Source organism: Candidatus Regiella endosymbiont of Tuberolachnus salignus (assembly GCF_964020115.1).
Classification (GTDB): domain Bacteria; phylum Pseudomonadota; class Gammaproteobacteria; order Enterobacterales; family Enterobacteriaceae; genus Regiella; species Regiella insecticola.
In genome coordinates, this window is the sequence record NZ_OZ026542.1 from 2,562,154 (window position 1) to 2,578,427 (window position 16,274).

At 39.8% G+C, this 16,274-nt stretch carries 14 protein-coding genes; 6 read left to right on the forward strand and 8 right to left on the reverse strand.

Annotation, left to right across the window (positions count from 1 at the left end):
* Nucleotides 1-2: 2 nt before the first annotated feature.
* The 3 genes from glyS to AACL30_RS13005 all read left to right on the forward strand — a co-directional run bounded on the left by glyS (nucleotide 3) and on the right by AACL30_RS13005 (nucleotide 4,237).
* Nucleotides 3-2,072, forward strand: coding sequence for a glycine--tRNA ligase subunit beta (gene glyS / locus AACL30_RS12995; protein WP_339056877.1), 2,070 nt, complete (start codon nucleotides 3-5; stop codon nucleotides 2,070-2,072).
* A gap of 229 nt (nucleotides 2,073-2,301) precedes the next feature.
* Nucleotides 2,302-3,156: a hypothetical protein gene (locus AACL30_RS13000; protein ID WP_339056878.1), complete on the forward strand. Its 855-nt coding sequence runs from the start codon at nucleotides 2,302-2,304 to the stop codon at nucleotides 3,154-3,156.
* Between the two features lie 238 nt (nucleotides 3,157-3,394).
* Nucleotides 3,395-4,237 carry a 23S rRNA (adenine(2030)-N(6))-methyltransferase RlmJ gene (locus tag AACL30_RS13005; RefSeq protein WP_339056879.1) on the forward strand — a complete coding sequence of 281 codons (843 nt, stop codon included), beginning with the start codon at nucleotides 3,395-3,397 and terminating at the stop codon, nucleotides 4,235-4,237.
* Nucleotides 4,238-4,398: 161 nt separating this feature from the next.
* On the opposite strand, the gene AACL30_RS13010 is transcribed toward AACL30_RS13005, so the two are convergent.
* The 5 genes from AACL30_RS13010 to AACL30_RS13030 all read right to left on the reverse strand — a co-directional run bounded on the left by AACL30_RS13010 (nucleotide 4,399) and on the right by AACL30_RS13030 (nucleotide 9,759).
* A complete protein-coding gene (locus AACL30_RS13010) occupies nucleotides 4,399-5,700 on the reverse strand; it encodes a hypothetical protein (RefSeq protein WP_339056880.1) in 1,302 nt (433 codons plus the stop codon).
* Nucleotides 5,701-5,771: 71 nt separating this feature from the next.
* Nucleotides 5,772-6,281 carry a hypothetical protein gene (locus tag AACL30_RS13015; protein ID WP_339056881.1) on the reverse strand — a complete coding sequence of 170 codons (510 nt, stop codon included), beginning with the start codon at nucleotides 6,279-6,281 and terminating at the stop codon, nucleotides 5,772-5,774.
* Between the two features lie 354 nt (nucleotides 6,282-6,635).
* On the reverse strand, nucleotides 6,636-7,469 hold the full coding sequence (locus tag AACL30_RS13020; RefSeq protein ID WP_339056882.1) for a hypothetical protein: 834 nt from the start codon (nucleotides 7,467-7,469) through the stop codon (nucleotides 6,636-6,638).
* A gap of 452 nt (nucleotides 7,470-7,921) precedes the next feature.
* Entirely contained in the window at nucleotides 7,922-8,647 is a 726-nt protein-coding gene (locus tag AACL30_RS13025) for an amino acid ABC transporter ATP-binding protein (protein ID WP_339056883.1), read from the reverse strand.
* A gap of 485 nt (nucleotides 8,648-9,132) precedes the next feature.
* Nucleotides 9,133-9,759 carry a TfoX/Sxy family DNA transformation protein gene (locus tag AACL30_RS13030; protein WP_339056884.1) on the reverse strand — a complete coding sequence of 209 codons (627 nt, stop codon included), beginning with the start codon at nucleotides 9,757-9,759 and terminating at the stop codon, nucleotides 9,133-9,135.
* 895 nt (nucleotides 9,760-10,654) lie between these two features.
* On the opposite strand from AACL30_RS13030, the gene ompA reads away from it, so the two are divergent.
* Both ompA and folE read left to right on the forward strand, forming a co-directional pair.
* On the forward strand, nucleotides 10,655-11,707 hold the full coding sequence (gene ompA, locus AACL30_RS13035) for a porin OmpA (protein WP_339056885.1): 1,053 nt from the start codon (nucleotides 10,655-10,657) through the stop codon (nucleotides 11,705-11,707).
* 125 nt (nucleotides 11,708-11,832) lie between these two features.
* On the forward strand, nucleotides 11,833-12,486 hold the full coding sequence (folE, locus tag AACL30_RS13040; RefSeq protein WP_339058479.1) for a GTP cyclohydrolase I FolE: 654 nt from the start codon (nucleotides 11,833-11,835) through the stop codon (nucleotides 12,484-12,486).
* A 349-nt stretch (nucleotides 12,487-12,835) separates the two neighbouring features.
* On the opposite strand, the gene AACL30_RS13045 is transcribed toward folE, so the two are convergent.
* Complete coding sequence (locus tag AACL30_RS13045) at nucleotides 12,836-13,342, reverse strand: helix-turn-helix domain-containing protein (protein WP_422389606.1); 507 nt, start codon at nucleotides 13,340-13,342, stop codon at nucleotides 12,836-12,838.
* On the opposite strand from AACL30_RS13045, the gene AACL30_RS13050 reads away from it, so the two are divergent.
* Complete coding sequence (locus AACL30_RS13050) at nucleotides 13,279-13,524, forward strand: transposase (RefSeq protein ID WP_339058480.1); 246 nt, start codon at nucleotides 13,279-13,281, stop codon at nucleotides 13,522-13,524. The genes AACL30_RS13045 and AACL30_RS13050 overlap by 64 nt on opposite strands.
* A gap of 22 nt (nucleotides 13,525-13,546) precedes the next feature.
* On the opposite strand, the gene sanA is transcribed toward AACL30_RS13050, so the two are convergent.
* Both sanA and AACL30_RS13060 read right to left on the reverse strand, forming a co-directional pair.
* The gene (gene sanA / locus AACL30_RS13055) at nucleotides 13,547-14,263 is read right to left on the reverse strand and encodes an outer membrane permeability protein SanA (protein WP_339056887.1); all 717 of its coding nucleotides are present in this window, start codon (nucleotides 14,261-14,263) and stop codon (nucleotides 13,547-13,549) included.
* 307 nt (nucleotides 14,264-14,570) lie between these two features.
* Nucleotides 14,571-16,268, reverse strand: a complete 1,698-nt coding sequence (locus AACL30_RS13060; protein WP_339056888.1) for an NAD-dependent malic enzyme — start codon at nucleotides 16,266-16,268, stop codon at nucleotides 14,571-14,573.
* Nucleotides 16,269-16,274: the final 6 nt, after the last annotated feature.

Here is a 16,274-nt window from a genome sequence, read left to right on the forward strand (position 1 = left end):
TGATGACGAAACAAACTTTCCTGGTAGAAATCGGCACAGAAGAGCTACCACCGAAGGCGCTGCGCTCTTTAGCGCAATCTTTTGCCGATCACTTTATCACTGAACTCAATGATGCCCATTTATCACATGGCAACCTGAAGTGGTTTGCTACCCCGCGTCGTTTAGCCTTGCAAGTAACGGATCTCAGTACCACACAGGCCGACCGGATAATAGAAAAGCGCGGGCCGGCGATAACGCAAGCCTATGATGCCCTTGGCAAGGCAACCAAAGCAGCAGAAAGCTGGGCCTGTGGATGCGGCATTACGCTCGATCAGGCTGAGCGTCTGCGTACAGAAAAAGGCGAGTGGTTGCTGTATCGTGCACAGATAAAAGGTCAATCAGCAACATCACTGCTGCCCCGTTTGGTCAATACCGCGCTAAGTAAATTACCGATCCCAAAACTGATGCGGTGGGGAGATAAAAGCACGCAATTTGTACGCCCAGTCCATACGGTGACGCTATTGTTAGGTAATGAATTAATTCCTGGCACCCTGCTCGGCGTCGATTCTGCTCGCCTGATCCGAGGGCATCGTTTTATGGGAGAAGCCACACTCACCTTAGATAACGCTGAACAGTATCCACAAATCTTGTTAACACGAGGATCAGTGATTGCGGATTATGAAACCCGTAAAGCACAAATCAAATCTCAAATTGAACAAACCGCGCAAACCCTCGGTGGTATTGCTGATATAGATGAAGATCTGCTAGAAGAAGTGACTTCATTGGTGGAATGGCCTGTGGTACTCACCGCCAGCTTTGAAAAAAAATTCTTGCTGGTACCGGCAGAAGCGCTGGTGCACACCATGAAAGCGGATCAAAAATACTTTCCGGTTTATGATCAGGTCGGTCAATTGTCATCAAACTTTATCTTTGTCGCCAATATCGCTTCTAAAGATCCACAGCAGATCATCGCCGGTAACGAAAAAGTCATCCGACCCCGTTTAGCAGACGCTGAATTTTTCTTTAACACTGATCGGCAAAAACCTTTGGTAGATTATTTACCTCGCTTAGAAAGCGTATTATTTCAGCAGCAACTGGGCACCTTGCGGGATAAAACCGATCGAATTTCAGCGTTAAGCGGTTGGATTGCTGAACAGATTGGCGCAGATATTCCACATGCGATCCGGGCAGGCTTATTATCTAAATGTGATTTGATGACCAATATGGTATTCGAATTCACTGAGACACAAGGGGTGATGGGCATGCATTATGCGCGCCACGACGGTGAAGATGAACAGGTCGCATTGGCACTTTATGAACAATATCTACCCCGGTTTTCCGGCGATCTATTGCCATCAAAACCGGTTTCCTGCGCGTTAGCGATTGCCGATAAAATAGACACCTTAGTCGGTATTTTCGGTATTGGCCAACCGCCCAAGGGTGATAAAGATCCCTTCGCACTAAGGCGCGCCGCCTTGGGTGTTTTACGTATTATCACGCTCAATAAGCTGCCGTTAGATCTGCAAACACTCAGCCAACAGGCGGAACGCCTTTACGGCAGCAAACTGATCAATAAAAAGGGGGTCAATGAGGTAGTTGAATTTATGCTAGGCCGTTTTCGCGCATGGTATCAAGAGGAAGGACACAGTGTTGACACCATCCAAGCGGTGCTCGCATGCCATCCAACCAAACCCGCTGATTTTGACGCCAGAATAAAAGCAGTGAGCCATTTTCGCACGCTAGACGCCGCAGTAGCTTTAACGGCAGCCAATAAACGGGTGTCTAATATTTTGGCCAAATCCACGGATATTTTACCTGATGATGTTGATGTTTCATTGTTAACCGATCCGGCAGAATTGACATTGGCGACGGATTTAATTGCGCTCAGTGATCAGCTGGAGCCATTATTTGCCAGCGGTCGTTATCAGGAAGCATTAAGCAAATTAGCCGCATTGCGGGAAGTGGTAGATCGTTTTTTCGACAATGTGATGGTGATGGTTGAAGATAACAGCGTGCGCATTAATCGCTTGACGTTACTCAATAAACTCCGTGCCCTGTTTTTAAAAATAGCCGATATATCGTTATTGCGATAACCAGTAGGATTTTTCTGCATTAATTTTATGTATTAGAATAAACAGAAAAAATAAAGCTAATTTATTTTTTCTGTTTATATTTTTCACTTTAAAAAATTTTATAAATAAGTAAAGTTATTTATTTTTTGTCAGGGTATTTATTTATCCGATAAGCGATTTTTTGTATTTTTCAAACAAAAAATAAACATAATGTTCTCACTTAATTATTAATAACAACGAGAAAATCATTATGCCATTCATATCGAAAATTAACCGCGGAAATCCGGCCATAAAAGTACAGAGTGAAAAACGCGTGAAAGAGGGAACACCTTGTGCTAACACTATAATTAATGTAGGCAATTCAGATAAACGATTAACATTTATCGAGAGAATATTATGTAAAATACAGTGTTCAGCTCAATCTTTCATAAATTATATTAGAGATAACTTTAAAAAAGTTGTATCCGTAGAAAAGCAAACTCAGCAAACACCAGGAATACCACTTCAAACAGCTAGCCAACTCCCTAAAAAAGAACCCGTAACCACCGCGACTAATGAAAGATTAGAAACTAAGCAAACACCAAGAGTACTACTTCACACTGCTGACAAGAGCTCTGAAGAAGTAAAAAAATCTGCAACCATAGTGACTGATAAAAAATCAGAAACTCAGCAAACACCAAGAGTACTACTTCACACTGCTGACGAGAGCTCTGAAGAAGTAAAAAAATCTGAAACCATAGTGACTGATGAAAATTTAGCAAAATTGATAAAAAACGTACAGGATTCGAGAGACTATTTAGTATTGATAGAAACCAACGCGGTCATGGGGTTAAAAAACTTTAAAAGTCAAGTTCAAGTGAATAGCAATAATAGATACCTTTATAAAGAAGCTAATACGCTTGTGAATAACATTTTTGACAACAAACGGAAAGCAGAAATCACGATGAAAGAAATTGAAAATGCTCAAGAAAATTTCAATCTGGCTGAAAACGATGAGAAAAAGAACGAGAGAGTGAAGGAAGTGGCAGAAAAAAAGGGTGAGATCGCAGGATTACTGAGGTCAATAAGAACTGACATGATAAAATTACAAGGAATGCTAAAGTAGATTCAATAAAAGCAAATTAATATCATCTTGATCACTGATTATTGATCAATAATCAATAATCAATAATCAATAATCAATAATCAGTAATCTGTTTATCGTTTTTTATCATAAATAAAGTCAGTGATTTTTTATCCTACCTCTAAAGAGCCTACCGCAAGATGCAAACGCGGTGCTCACCATCCTTATGTATTTTGTGTACACTACACACCTTATAAAAATAGGAAAGTATAAAAATACCATGTTGAGCTATCGCCACAGTTTTCACGCAGGTAACCACGCCGATGTTTTAAAACATAGCGTTCAAAGCCTGATTATTGAGCATTTAAAAGAGAAAGAAAAAAATTTTTTATACTTAGATACCCATGCTGGCGCCGGGCGTTATCAATTACGGAGTGAACATGCCGGACGTACGGGGGAATATTTGGCCGGGATCGCTAAAATTTGGCAAGCAGATAATCACCCCAAGGAAATCTGCTGTTATCTCGACGCAATAAAAGCATGCAACAAAGATAACAATTTACGCTATTATCCTGGCTCACCGCTGATTGCTCAGTATTTATTACGGGCAGGCGATAAAATTCACCTCACCGAGTTGCATCCCACTGATTGCCCGTTGCTACGAAAAGAATTTGCTCACAATAAGCAGGCAAAAGTGCAGCGCGTCGATGGCTATACGCAGCTTAAATCACAGTTACCCCCTGCTTCACGCAGAGGATTGATTTTTATCGATCCCTCTTATGAAATAAAAACTGACTATCAACATGTCGTCACCCACCTTCAAGAAGGCTACCAACGCTTTGCCAATGGTATTTACGCAATATGGTATCCCGTCGTGTTGCGTCAACGGATCAAACATATGCTACGAGCACTACAGAACGGTAAAATCAAACACATGCTACAAATTGAGTTAGCAGTACAGCCAGACAGCAACCATCATGGCATGACGGCTTCAGGTATGATTGTGATTAATCCACCCTGGAAACTAGAGCAGCAGATGAAAACCTTGTTACCTTGGCTGCACCAAACAATGGTGCCTTCGGGTCATGGGCATACCTTGTTAAAGTGGCTAGCAAAAGAATAGACTTCTTTCGAAACCTGCTACGTAATGGATCCTGCGTTGCCCGGTGCGCGTAATCCTCATGTACTGCATGTACATTCCGGTTGCTGTGCGCCGTGACTTCGCATCACTCACTGCGGTTTCCAAAGAGGTCTAATGATTCGGCTATATGAAGGGGTAATTCGTCAGCGATGTTGGCCAGTATATCCTTGAACAATACTGTGTAAAAGTGGCCTGGCTGGATTAGGCGCGCTGATCGAGACAGCCTGTTTGCTGACATTAACCCAACTATGGATCTCTTGTGTTAATTTTTTATTGGCAAGGGTAGCGTCAGTTCTAAGATCGCCGGAAGTAAATGCCGCACCATCCCCGAAATCTGATTCACTACTTTTGAGAAGACGGTTATTCGCATCATAACGCTGTTCAGTTTGGAGCACCGTTTTACCATCATGATATTGGTATTTAATCTCACTGCGATCGGTAAATTTTCCATTCGCATCATACCTGCACGTGCTTACCTTAACCACATGACCATCACTGTCATATTTATAAAAGGATTCATCGTATCCGATGTATTGTCGATCAGCATATTTAGATAGACTCGCCTGTTTCAGCAGGCCAGCTGTATCATAATCATCATGGCTACTGCCGACAATTTTACTATCATCGTATTTAGATTTTTTGTAACAAGTTAACCGTGCTTTTTCATCATAGCAAAATTCTCCGGCGTCTATTACACGGTTATCGCTATTGTATTTAAACATTTTTTTTCGGGCGATATTATTATCACTGCCATAGTACATTCTACATTTTCCAACAACGTTATTATCCTTATCATATTCAAATTCAATGCCTTCAACTAATTTACCTTTATCGTTGTATTTATATAGACTTTTACTCAACAGCTGCCCTTGATAGTTAAAAATTCTAATATTTTTACTGACTATTTTATTAGCATAATATTCAATGTTATACATCTCAACTAACCGGCCATTAGAATAGCTGCTGGTTTCTTCCTCTAATACGTGGTGATCAATATCGTAACTAAACTTACTATTGCTTTTAAAAACGGCTTTTTTACCCGCGCTGTACATACCCACAGTATATTCAAATTTTTTGCTGAAATTTATCTGACCAAGTTCATTATAGTAAAATTCATTTTTACCGATTATCTGACTTTCCGCATTGAATATCATTTCTTTTTTATAGGTCAATTTTTGCGTTGAATCATATTCAAGAAAGGTTTCAGTATGCCCCATTAATTCACCACGGGGACTATGTTGATATTTAATCTGATGAATTAATTTGTTATGTTCATATTCACATTTTATTTTACTTTGAATGATGAGTATTCCTTGCGCATCGTATTCTTTTTCCAGCCAATTATTACTGATTAGTTGATCAGTATCATCATGTTCTTCATTCACATCTTGCCGAACCACTAATCGAAATTTAGTATCATCATTGCGGGCAAAAAATATATCCATACCGTAACATTCCCTATGTTGAACAAGAAAATAACGCATCCTATTTTTAAAGATTAACCTATTACCGTCAATCAATAAGCATTGAGTATAGCCAAAATATTACGCTGAACACAGTGATCATTGCCAGCCTTTAATGCTGAAGTAAAATTAAATTCTGCTTCAGTATCAAAGGCGCTGATCATGTCTACTGAGAGTGGATAGCCTTGATGTGCAATACTAATAAAATCTTTACCATTGCCAAAATCAGCGGAAGAACTGTAACCCGTAGGTTGATAATTAGCATCATAACTCGATTCAGTTTGACGTATTAATCGGCCGTGTTGGTAATAATAGTTAATTTCATTCCGTCCAATAAATCGGCTGGCAGCATCATAGTGATCTTCAATTTGACGCACTATTTTATTAGTGCGATATTCACATTTTATTCTACTGCGACTAATTAATTGCTTAGCATAATTATATTTATTTTCAATCCAACTGTTACTAATTAAATTTTTATTACTGTCACGATCTTCATTTAGGTGACTCTTGACAATGGATACAACATCAGAATCAATATCTTTTTCTAAATACATATTCATATATTATGCCCTTTAAATAGGATTAATATTACTGGAAATAAATCAATCTCTTAAGCTCATTTATAATTTTAGCGGAGAATCAAATTAAAGTTTATTTCTATCTGGAAAATGACGCTTTTCTTGACCCGAAAAACATTATTATAATCCTTGTGAGTGATGACCCGATTTTTAAAAGTCATTTACAACGGCGGTATTACAATTAGCAGCGTTAATATAAAATCGGGAGTATTATGTTAAATATTAATGTGTGTGCTCTCTCCTGTGCAGATAAATAAAAGCACTACAGTTTCCACAAAAAAGCACTCAAAGCTGAAACACTTGTTGATCCCAATCTCAGGCACTTTCAATGAGATTTTAAGCTCCTCTATCAAACCTGTGCAGGATCGCCTCAACGTTACCAGCTCGCCCAAGCTTTCCAATAGCCAGACTTTCAGCTGTAAAAACAAACCCTGGTGTGACAGCTATTTCTCCAATGAGATCTTGTATAGAAACGAATGTCTTGTTTTGATCTTTTCGGTCTACTCCTGAATCGTAAAAAAGAGTGATATGGGGATTGAGATTGCCTGGAATCCCCCAGAAAATTCCGTAATTTTCAACTTTTTTGCGTTGGTCTAGTGAAAGTGCGCCAAGTGTACTACTGACCTGTTCCATGAGATCACTCGAACGATAAACCCTCGCTATCTCTACGATGCTTGTGTGAAGATCATTCAGCCTCGTTTCAGCATCAACTTTTTCAACAATCCAAAAAATATTTTCCTGGGTATCGGTTAGAGAAGAGCGCATCGTCAGAGTTGGCAAGAATGTATTTTTTTCGAGAAAAACGGAAAGCCTTTCAATCAATTGCGGCAACCGTCGTTCCTCTATTTTTAATTGGAATAGCGAAATATGAGGGATGTTTTTTGTTGGATCCTCTGGAAAATGAGCGGTTAACCGGCGCGTCACCTCCCCAGAAAGCTTTTGGCTCTCTTCCTGCGCCCTGTGGGGCAAAGAAAATAAAATTCCAATTTCAAGTGTAGGGAACGGGGACGCTAGACACATGCTAAATGTAGAAAGAAGAGCAAAAACAATAAAAAAAACACAAAAACAAGAAAATGTTTTGCGGTGAGGCGTTTTATTACATGTTAAACTCTGCTGGTGCTCGTCATCAGCAACGAGTCTATTTTTGGTGTCAGTAGCAAAACTTTTCAACAAGGGATTATACCCCCTCTGGCATTTTATAGTTTTGTTTACAATCGCTTTATTGTCACAAAATTCATCATTCCAGACCCAGACCATTTCGGTGCACATTCAAAAAAAATTCATTATTAACTTTAGTAGCAAAAGAAATTTTTGCGAAAAAATATCTCCCAATAGCTATCCCCTTCTCTTCAAACACCTCCAAACAAGACGCTCACCGAACACAATTTAAAGACATAAAAAACACCACACTCCTTCCACATGATTTTCATTTTTCATACTAGAGACATCATCATAATTCCATTAGGATGTTTATCTTTCCTTCCCTCATGTGATTATTCATTCTGCAATGCCAGCGTTTTGTTGAAAACAAAGCAACAAGCTTCAGCGAATAACTGATGATTGATGCCAACCATACCAAAGTTCATCGCTCCTCTAAGTTTAGAAAAAGCGTGCTTATATGCTTAATGTATAATTTTCGCCAAAAAATCTTTAGCACGATCAGATTTCGGATAATTGAAAAAATCATTTTTATTACTATCTTCAATAATTTTACCTTCATCCATAAAAATAACTCGATCAGCGACTTTACGAGCAAAACCCATTTCGTGGGTTACCACCATCATAGTCATGCCTTCATCCGCTAATTCAACCATAACATCCAATACTTCATTAATCATTTCCGGATCGAGTGCAGAGGTAGGTTCATCAAATAATATTGCAATAGGATCCATACATAACGCCCTTGCAATAGCGACACGTTGTTGCTGACCACCAGACAATTGGGCTGAAAATTTTTCTGCATGAGAAGCAAGCCCCACGCGGTCTAATAATTGCATGCCTTTCTCACGGGAAATAGTTTTATTGCGTTTGAGTACTTTCATCTGTGCTAGAGTCAGATTTTGAATAATAGAGAGGTGTGGAAATAGTTCAAAGTGCTGAAATACCATGCCAATTTTAGATCGTAATTGTGCTAAATTGATATTTTTATCGTTAATGGAAATACCATTAACGATAATATTTCCTTTTTGAATAGGCTCTAGGGCATTAACCGTCTTAATTAAAGTGGATTTTCCTGAACCTGAAGGGCCACAAACTACTACTACTTCACCCTTTTTTACTTCAGTAGAGCAGTTTATTAAAACTTGAAAACTGTCATACCACTTAGATACATTTTCTAGGGAAATCATAAACCATCCTTTTAGGTGACTGCTCCCCGCACTATTGGGAGAGGCTTCTCACTTCAAAGGCCGCCACTTGTGCATGACAAGTTTAGAGCCTATTCAAAATCTCTTGTGCTCGCTGATACTTCGTCAAAAACGAGCTCAAAATGCTCATTTACTCTCTTGTTTTGTACAAAAAAGACAACTGCGCTTTTTCGCTCGTTTTTTCCTTGTCTGAGCACAGCTCAAAGAAGATTTCGAATAGGCTCTTACGCAGGCCTCCATGGGCAGAAACGACGAGACTCGCCGCCTGTAATCAAATATGCTTTGCTGCTTGATATTCAGCGCGGCGTTAATGTAGCCATTCTTAAGCCCTCGGGCTTTTCACTTTATATCCCCGCCCGTATTCAGCGAGGGTTTACGGCGAATTTTGCTAAATAATAAATTATGAATATGAGGATGTATAGGAAATCATCACTACTAATCTAAAATCTTCTACTCAAGATTTTTGATTAATGAGTGCCACTTATCGGCTCCTTTATCCCCTCAAACCACTCAAGTAATTCATGGCGGAGAATTTTGGGTAATACCGCATGATGATAACCATTAATGGCTCCAGCCAGTGCCAGCAGCATATTAACACCCAATGAACTTTTGAGTGCACGGAGTTGTAAATAACTTGATTTTGCGCCTTTAAGTCGCAATTCACTAACATTTCTAATTCCAACTCTCCATAGTAACCGTTCAATACCAATACTTAAATTAGGTAAATCTTTTAGCCTAATTGCTTTATGTTTTTTATTTAGCGCTTCAGTTACAGCACCCTGATAGGCAAGTTGAACAAAATTAATCAAGGTATCGTTATCTTCCATCCATAATGCTGGATCAACCCAATAATAACGCAATAAAACGGGTATTCCCCGTTTAGCATAAACTAAATTGGGCATTTTACGCTCAATAAATAGGTGTTCAACATTATCGTTGGCTCTTAAATAAAGCTCACCTTCGGAGACAAGTGCAAACATGACATTATTAGATAGCAAACCATATCCCCCGAACTGTGAACGAGAGGTGATAGGCGCAAGAAAGGTAAAATCTGTCTTAATTCGAGCGATTATTTTTTCTGATAAGTGCTTCATTTAACTGCTCCTTTAGTAGAATTAAAATCACTATTCCGTTGTAATAAGTGTTACAGGAACAACTAACATAAAAAATACGCAATATGCACCAGGTATCCAAATACAAAGTGCGTTTTCATCTACTTACATCATAATTCTGCGAAGCGCTTTGAAAAATTGACTTGATCTTCAACACAACACTGAAAAGTATGTTTAAATACAGGTTAAGTGATATAAAATTGACTAAATAGACTAAAACAGAGCATCAGATATTAGCGAGTCGACTGTCAAAATAAAAAATTTGCGGAGAGCCTGTCGCAAATTTTTTTGAGCGACGCTCAAACGAGGAGAAAATGGGCAAAAAAACGCAGTTTACATAGAGTAAATGAGCATTTTGAACTCGTTTTTGACGAAGTGTCAGCGAGTACAAGAGATTTCGAACAGGCTCTAAAGCGCACGGCACACAGCAACCGCTGTGCACATGCAAGTACATTAGGATTGTGAATGTCCTGTAACACAGCGTTTTCTGCCGCACAATAGGTTTGCACAAAAAGTCTATTTCACAGTGACGTTTTTAGCGGGCATCAGCTCGAGATAAAAAATTTTAACAATTTATTATCTTATGGCACAAAAAACATCTATAAAACATAGATAAAACAAGCTTTATTCGTTAAATTTATGACGATAATCATTAAACTTTAGATATAATTTCATGTTTTTTTAGGGCGCTTTACCACATCATACTTGTAAGTTTTCTACTACGTTGTAGACTTTACATCGCCGGGGTTGCTTTATAATGCCAAATTACACTGGCAACGTCATAAACGGGAGCATAAAAATCTTGGCGAAAATTTTAATCAAGAGCTTAAATAATGTTTCAGGCTCATTGCCTATTTGGATGATAACGAGGCGTAAAATGAAAAAGACAGCTATAGCATTAGCAGTGGCACTGGCTGGTTTCGCTACAGTAGCGCAAGCCGTCCCTAGCGATAAAACTTGGTACGCTGGCGCTAAAGTAGGTTGGTCTGGGTACCATGATACACTTATGAACCATGCTTACAAAGGTGTGGGTAATGGTTCAACTAATAAAAACCAAGTCGGTGCGGGTGCATTTTTAGGCTATCAGATAAACCAATATCTTGGCTTAGAAATGGGATACGATTGGTTTGGTCGCATGCATTACAGCGGCGATGTCAAGAATGGCGCTTTTAAAGCACATGGGGTTCAACTTGCAGCTAAACTGAGCTACCCGGTCTTAGAAGATCTGGATGTTTATACTCGTCTGGGTGGTATGCTTTGGCGCGCTGATTCTACAGGTAACCTCGGCGACCCTAGCAAAAAAATTAAAGATTATGACATAGGTGTTTCTCCAGTAGCTGCCGTGGGTCTTGAATACGCCCTTACCCAAAATTGGGTAACACGTTTGGACTACCAGTGGGTTAATAATATCGGCGATGAAGCGACTATTGGTGCGCGTCCAGATAACGCTATGCTAAGTTTGGGTGTGGCGTATCGTTTTCAAGATGCACCGGTACCGGTGATTCCGCCTGTGCCTGCAGTGCCTGAGAGATTCACGTTGAACGCGGATGTTTTATTTAGTTTTAACAAGTCTGAGCTAAAACCAGAAGGTCTGACACAGCTGAATGATCTGTATAGCCAGTTAAGCAGCATCAATCCTAAAAATGGTAGTGTGCTGGTGTTAGGTTATACTGATCGTATTGGTAAAGAGGCATATAATCAAGCACTGTCTGAAAGACGCGCACAAAGTGTTATGGATTATCTGATTACTAAAGGCATCCCAGCTGATAAAATATCAGCGCGGGGTATGGGTGAAGCAAACCCAGTAACAGGCTCCACTTGTGGTGACGATATGAAAAGAGCAGCGAAGATTGAGTGCTTGGCTCCAGATCGGCGCGTAGTAATCGAAGTAAAAGGTGAAAAAGAAGCGGTTGTTCAGCAGCAACAATAAGCTGGATCAATTTCTTATGTATAAAACCCTGCAATGCGGGGTTTTTTTATTTAAAAAAACGGTGGGAAAAAATAATGCCGTTGCTAAGTGAAGAAACGAGCCAAATAAATAAAAAAGCAGAAAAAATGAATAAAGAAGCAGAAAAAGTCCGTGATACGCTGAAAAAGGAAGGCCTTGAAACACCATTATCAGGTAAAGTGTTAGATGCTAAAACGCGTAAAAAATGTATTGAAGAGCGTATGAAAGAAATTATGGGGTTACTTAACCTTAATTTAGACGATGATAGCTTGGCTGAAACACCGAATCGAATAGCTAAAATGTACGTTGATGAGATTTTTTCCGGGTTAGATTATGCTAATTTTCCTAAAATTACTCTCATTGAAAATAAAATGAAAATCAATGAAATGATTACAGTCCGCAATATTACCTTGACGAGTACCTGTGAACATCATTTTGTTGCCATTGACGGTAAAGCAACCGTTTCTTACATTCCAAAAGATTGTATTATTGGTTTATCAAAGATTAACCGTATCGTCCGTTTCTTTTCTCAACGGCCACAAGTGCAGGAGCGGCTAACACAACAGATTTTTCTGGCGTTAAAGACTTTACTTAATACGGAAAATATAGCTGTATCGATTGATGCGGTTCATTTTTGTGTCAAAGCCAGAGGGATCTGTGATGCAACCAGTGCAACCACCACCACTTCTCTCGGTGGATTATTTAAATCTAATCAAAGTACGCGGCAAGAATTTTTACGGGCAGTTAATAATAACGATTAAGTAAACTACTCACCAGCTTCTAAGCTCAAACAGCTACGGGAGTAACGTGTAATCTTGTCTTTTTTGACGTTTCATTGCCAACTGCGGATAAAAGCTTGCTCTTATCCGTCTTACGTTTGGCTCCACGCCCAGTAATTATAGCCGAAGCAATCTGATTTGATTCAAGGCGGAAGAGCACAAACAGTACAAATAGTACGGCAAGCGACGACAACACAGAATCAAATTAAAATGATTTGGCTATATTGGCTATCTTTTTCTAGCAAGAGTGAACTTAGTTTTATTGCGCTGCGCGGAGCCTTCTACCTGTTTCGCTAATTGGCGTTGATAACGTTTTATGTAGCGAAGATACTTAATCTGTTTTTTTCTTTGCCCCATCAGAGAAATCATAGGCGATATCGTCACTGTGAGCCGGTACCACAACCCCGCGGTCGATGCCAACAACATTGAAACTAAAAACTTCTCTCGTCAGGTACATACTGGCTTTATCGGTCTTGCGTTTGCGGCGTGGTTTCCCACAAATACCTTTCATGAATTTTTGATAAGTATTACACCAATTCGTTGCCGAATTACGAATAATTTGACCTGGATACTGATAAAACCACGAGGTTAATTTTTTTGATTTAAATTGCGCCGCTTTTTGATCGACGGGAGCATAAGTACCAAGGGGAAAATATTTCCGCGTATAAATCGAATAATAGCGATGCTCATCACATTTAGCATTCCAAATAAATCGAGCGCATCCCATCCATTGCGACAAAATTTTTTTTGCGCAGGTAGTTGGATTAGCTCTAAATAAAAAGCAAATCTTCTTACATAATGTGGCGAGAGTATTGGGAAAGAGTACGCAAGATGCTATGGGCTAATCATTTTTGGTCACCCTTTTACTGTGTTGTTTCCTGCGGGGGAGCTAGTTTAGATGTCGTACGAGATTATATAAAAAATCAACAAATACCCCCTTCTGAAAATGCTGCTAAAGCATCGAAGAGATTGTGTAAAATTAGACAACACCGTTTGCTTGAACCGCCCCTAAAGAAGTAGGATTGCGTTCAACGTATTCAAATTAATGATTTTTTCTTTTCTCTATGCCTCTTTCCCGCCCTAATTCACTCAGTTCAGGATATCCTGTATCACTGGGAATAATTACCGCGGGAATTTGGATCTTTGGGCCAAGAAAGCGCGGTTCACGTTTAAAAATGTAGAGATCAACAAAGGTGCTAAAGCGTGCAAAAACTTCACGTATGCGAACTAAAAACATATTTTTAGGCGATGGGATAGCATAACATTGCGCTTGTAAACCCATATAAAACGCAATAAATAATGCCCGTTCACAATGAAAGCGTTGAGTAATAATAGTAAAATCATTGGTAGCGAAGACTTTATGTGTCCGCACAATAGAGTCTAGGGTACGAAATCCGGCGTAGTCCAATACGATGTCAGCTGGAGCAACACCGGCAGTGATCAAGTCACGGCGCATCGTTTTCGGTTCGTTGTAATTGCGCTGCGCGTTATCACCACTCAGTAATAAATAGCTTATTTTTCCGCTGTTATAGGCATTAAGTGCGCCCTGCATACGGTAGCGATAAAATTGATTAATTACCCCCCTGCGATAATATTTTGCGGTGCCTAAAACCACACCAACCTCTCGATGTGGTAATAATTGAACTTCTTCATAGATATAAAGCGTCGTTTTCCAACTCACCCAACGATCAATGGCTATCACCATTATTATAAAAAACCCGAAAATGACTAATAAGCTAATTATTATACGCTTTAACATTATGTCACCTTCGCACATTGCTTTAATGAATCTGTCACTAGGCTACTGCAGCTAACAGGATGAAGCAAGACTCACTCCAGCACTGGATCTCCATTAAAGAGTGATACTGATCACAGTGTCGGGCTTCTATTTCAGTGGACAGCCTAAGAGCCTATTCCAAATCTTCTTGAGCGACGCTAAGACAAGGAAAAAATGGGCGAAAAAGCGTAGTTCCTTTTTGTACTTAATGAAGAGCGTAAATGAGCATTTTGAGCTCGTTTTTGACGAAGTATCAGCGAGCGCAAAAGATTTCGAACAGGCGCTAAGATCAAAAGGAGGTTCTTTTATACATACGATATTGTGGCCGCCAATAATTACTTTTGATAGATTCAGCTAAAGCTTGCTCGGATACCATTATTGCCACCCCTTCTGCTTGTGCTTTTTTACCTACCCGCATAGCAATCTCTTTTGATACCTTTTGGATATCATTTATATCAGGCAATAAGGCACCTTTCCCATCAATGGCCAATGGCGAAAGATCCGCCAGGGCAAGACTTGCCGCCATCAACATACCATCAGTGACTTTACGGGCGTTTGATGCTAATACACCTAAACCAATTCCGGGGAAAATATAAGAATTATTACATTGGGCAATAGGGTAAAGTTGTCCTTTGTAGCTTACTGGTGGAAATGGACTCCCAGTCGCGACAATTGCTCTGCCTTCTGTCCAAGTAATAATATTCTCTGGCAGCGCTTCAACTTTTGACGTCGGGTTGGATAATGGCATGATAATAGGACGTTTACAATCATGGCACATGGCGCGGATAAGTTCTTCATCAAACAGCCCTGGCTGACCAGAGACACCAATTAAAACGGTAGGTTTAGCATGACGTATCACATCTAATAAGGAAATCTTATCAACCGGTAAGCCCCAGCTTTGTAACTTATCACTGCTTTGTTGCAATTTACTTTGAAAATCGAGTAAGTGAGATGATTTATCAGTCATTAAACCAGAGCGGTCTACCATAAAGATCCGATCACGGGCTTCTACTTCACTCAATCCTTCTGACCGCATCTGCGCGATAATTTGTTCCGCGATCCCACAACCCGCCGAACCGGCACCAAGGATAGCCACGGTTTGATCACGTAGCTGACAGCCCGCCGCCCGACTAGCGGCAATTAAACTACCGAGTGTCACTGCCGCTGTTCCTTGAATATCATCATTGAAACAACATAGTTCATCACGATAGCGATTTAACAATCGGGTGGCATTTTTTTGAGCAAAATCTTCAAATTGCAAGAGTACATTCGGCCAACGACGTTTTATCGCTTGAATAAATAGATCAACAAAAGCATCATATTTATCATCCTCAATACGCCGATGTTTCCAGCCCATATACAGAGGATCGCTTTGTAATTTTTCATTATTGGTGCCAACATCAAGTACCACCGGCAATGTATAGGCGGGACTAATACCGGCACAAGCCGTATAAAGTGAAAGCTTACCAATAGGGATCCCCATACCACCAATGCCTTGATCACCTAAGCCAAGAATACGTTCACCATCCGTAACCACTATCACTTTTACATTTTGTTTAGTGGCATTTTGTAACATGTCATCAATCTGAACACGGTTAGGATAAGAGATAAATAACCCTCGTGCGCGCCGATAGATAGCCGAAAAATTTTTACAAGCTTCACCAACAGTAGGAGTATAAATAATAGGCATCATTTCACTAAGATGCGTGTCGAGTAGGCGGTAGAATAGTGTTTCGTTAGTGTCTTGGATACTACGTAGATAGATATGTTTATCATTGTCATTATTAAGCGCTTGATATTGTTGATAGGCGCGCTGAGTTTGAGCCTCTATTGTTTCTACTTCTTTGGGCAGTAAACCATGCAGATTAAAATGGCTACGTTCATCTTCTGTAAAGGCGCTTCCCTTATTGAGTAATGAAAACTCCAGCAGTATCGAGCCGGTGTAAGGAATATAAAGTGGGCGTTTACTTTCGCATTCAAGTTCCATCGGTTT

Bases quoted from the DNA above. Each gene is read 5' to 3' on its own strand.
- AACL30_RS13015 (WP_339056881.1), bottom strand. From the start codon at position 6,281: ATGAATATGTATTTAGAAAAAGATATTGATTCTGATGTTGTATCCATT.
- AACL30_RS13005 (WP_339056879.1), top strand. From the start codon at position 3,395: ATGTTGAGCTATCGCCACAGTTTTCACGCAGGTAACCACGCCGATGTT.
- ompA (WP_339056885.1), top strand. From the start codon at position 10,655: ATGAAAAAGACAGCTATAGCATTAGCAGTGGCACTGGCTGGTTTCGCT.
- AACL30_RS13060 (WP_339056888.1), bottom strand. From the start codon at position 16,268: ATGGAACTTGAATGCGAAAGTAAACGCCCACTTTATATTCCTTACACC.
- AACL30_RS13010 (WP_339056880.1), bottom strand. From the start codon at position 5,700: ATGGATATATTTTTTGCCCGCAATGATGATACTAAATTTCGATTAGTG.
- sanA (WP_339056887.1), bottom strand. From the start codon at position 14,263: ATGTTAAAGCGTATAATAATTAGCTTATTAGTCATTTTCGGGTTTTTT.
- AACL30_RS13030 (WP_339056884.1), bottom strand. From the start codon at position 9,759: ATGAAGCACTTATCAGAAAAAATAATCGCTCGAATTAAGACAGATTTT.
- AACL30_RS13025 (WP_339056883.1), bottom strand. From the start codon at position 8,647: ATGATTTCCCTAGAAAATGTATCTAAGTGGTATGACAGTTTTCAAGTT.
- glyS (WP_339056877.1), top strand. From the start codon at position 3: ATGACGAAACAAACTTTCCTGGTAGAAATCGGCACAGAAGAGCTACCA.
- AACL30_RS13000 (WP_339056878.1), top strand. From the start codon at position 2,302: ATGCCATTCATATCGAAAATTAACCGCGGAAATCCGGCCATAAAAGTA.
- folE (WP_339058479.1), top strand. From the start codon at position 11,833: ATGAATAAAGAAGCAGAAAAAGTCCGTGATACGCTGAAAAAGGAAGGC.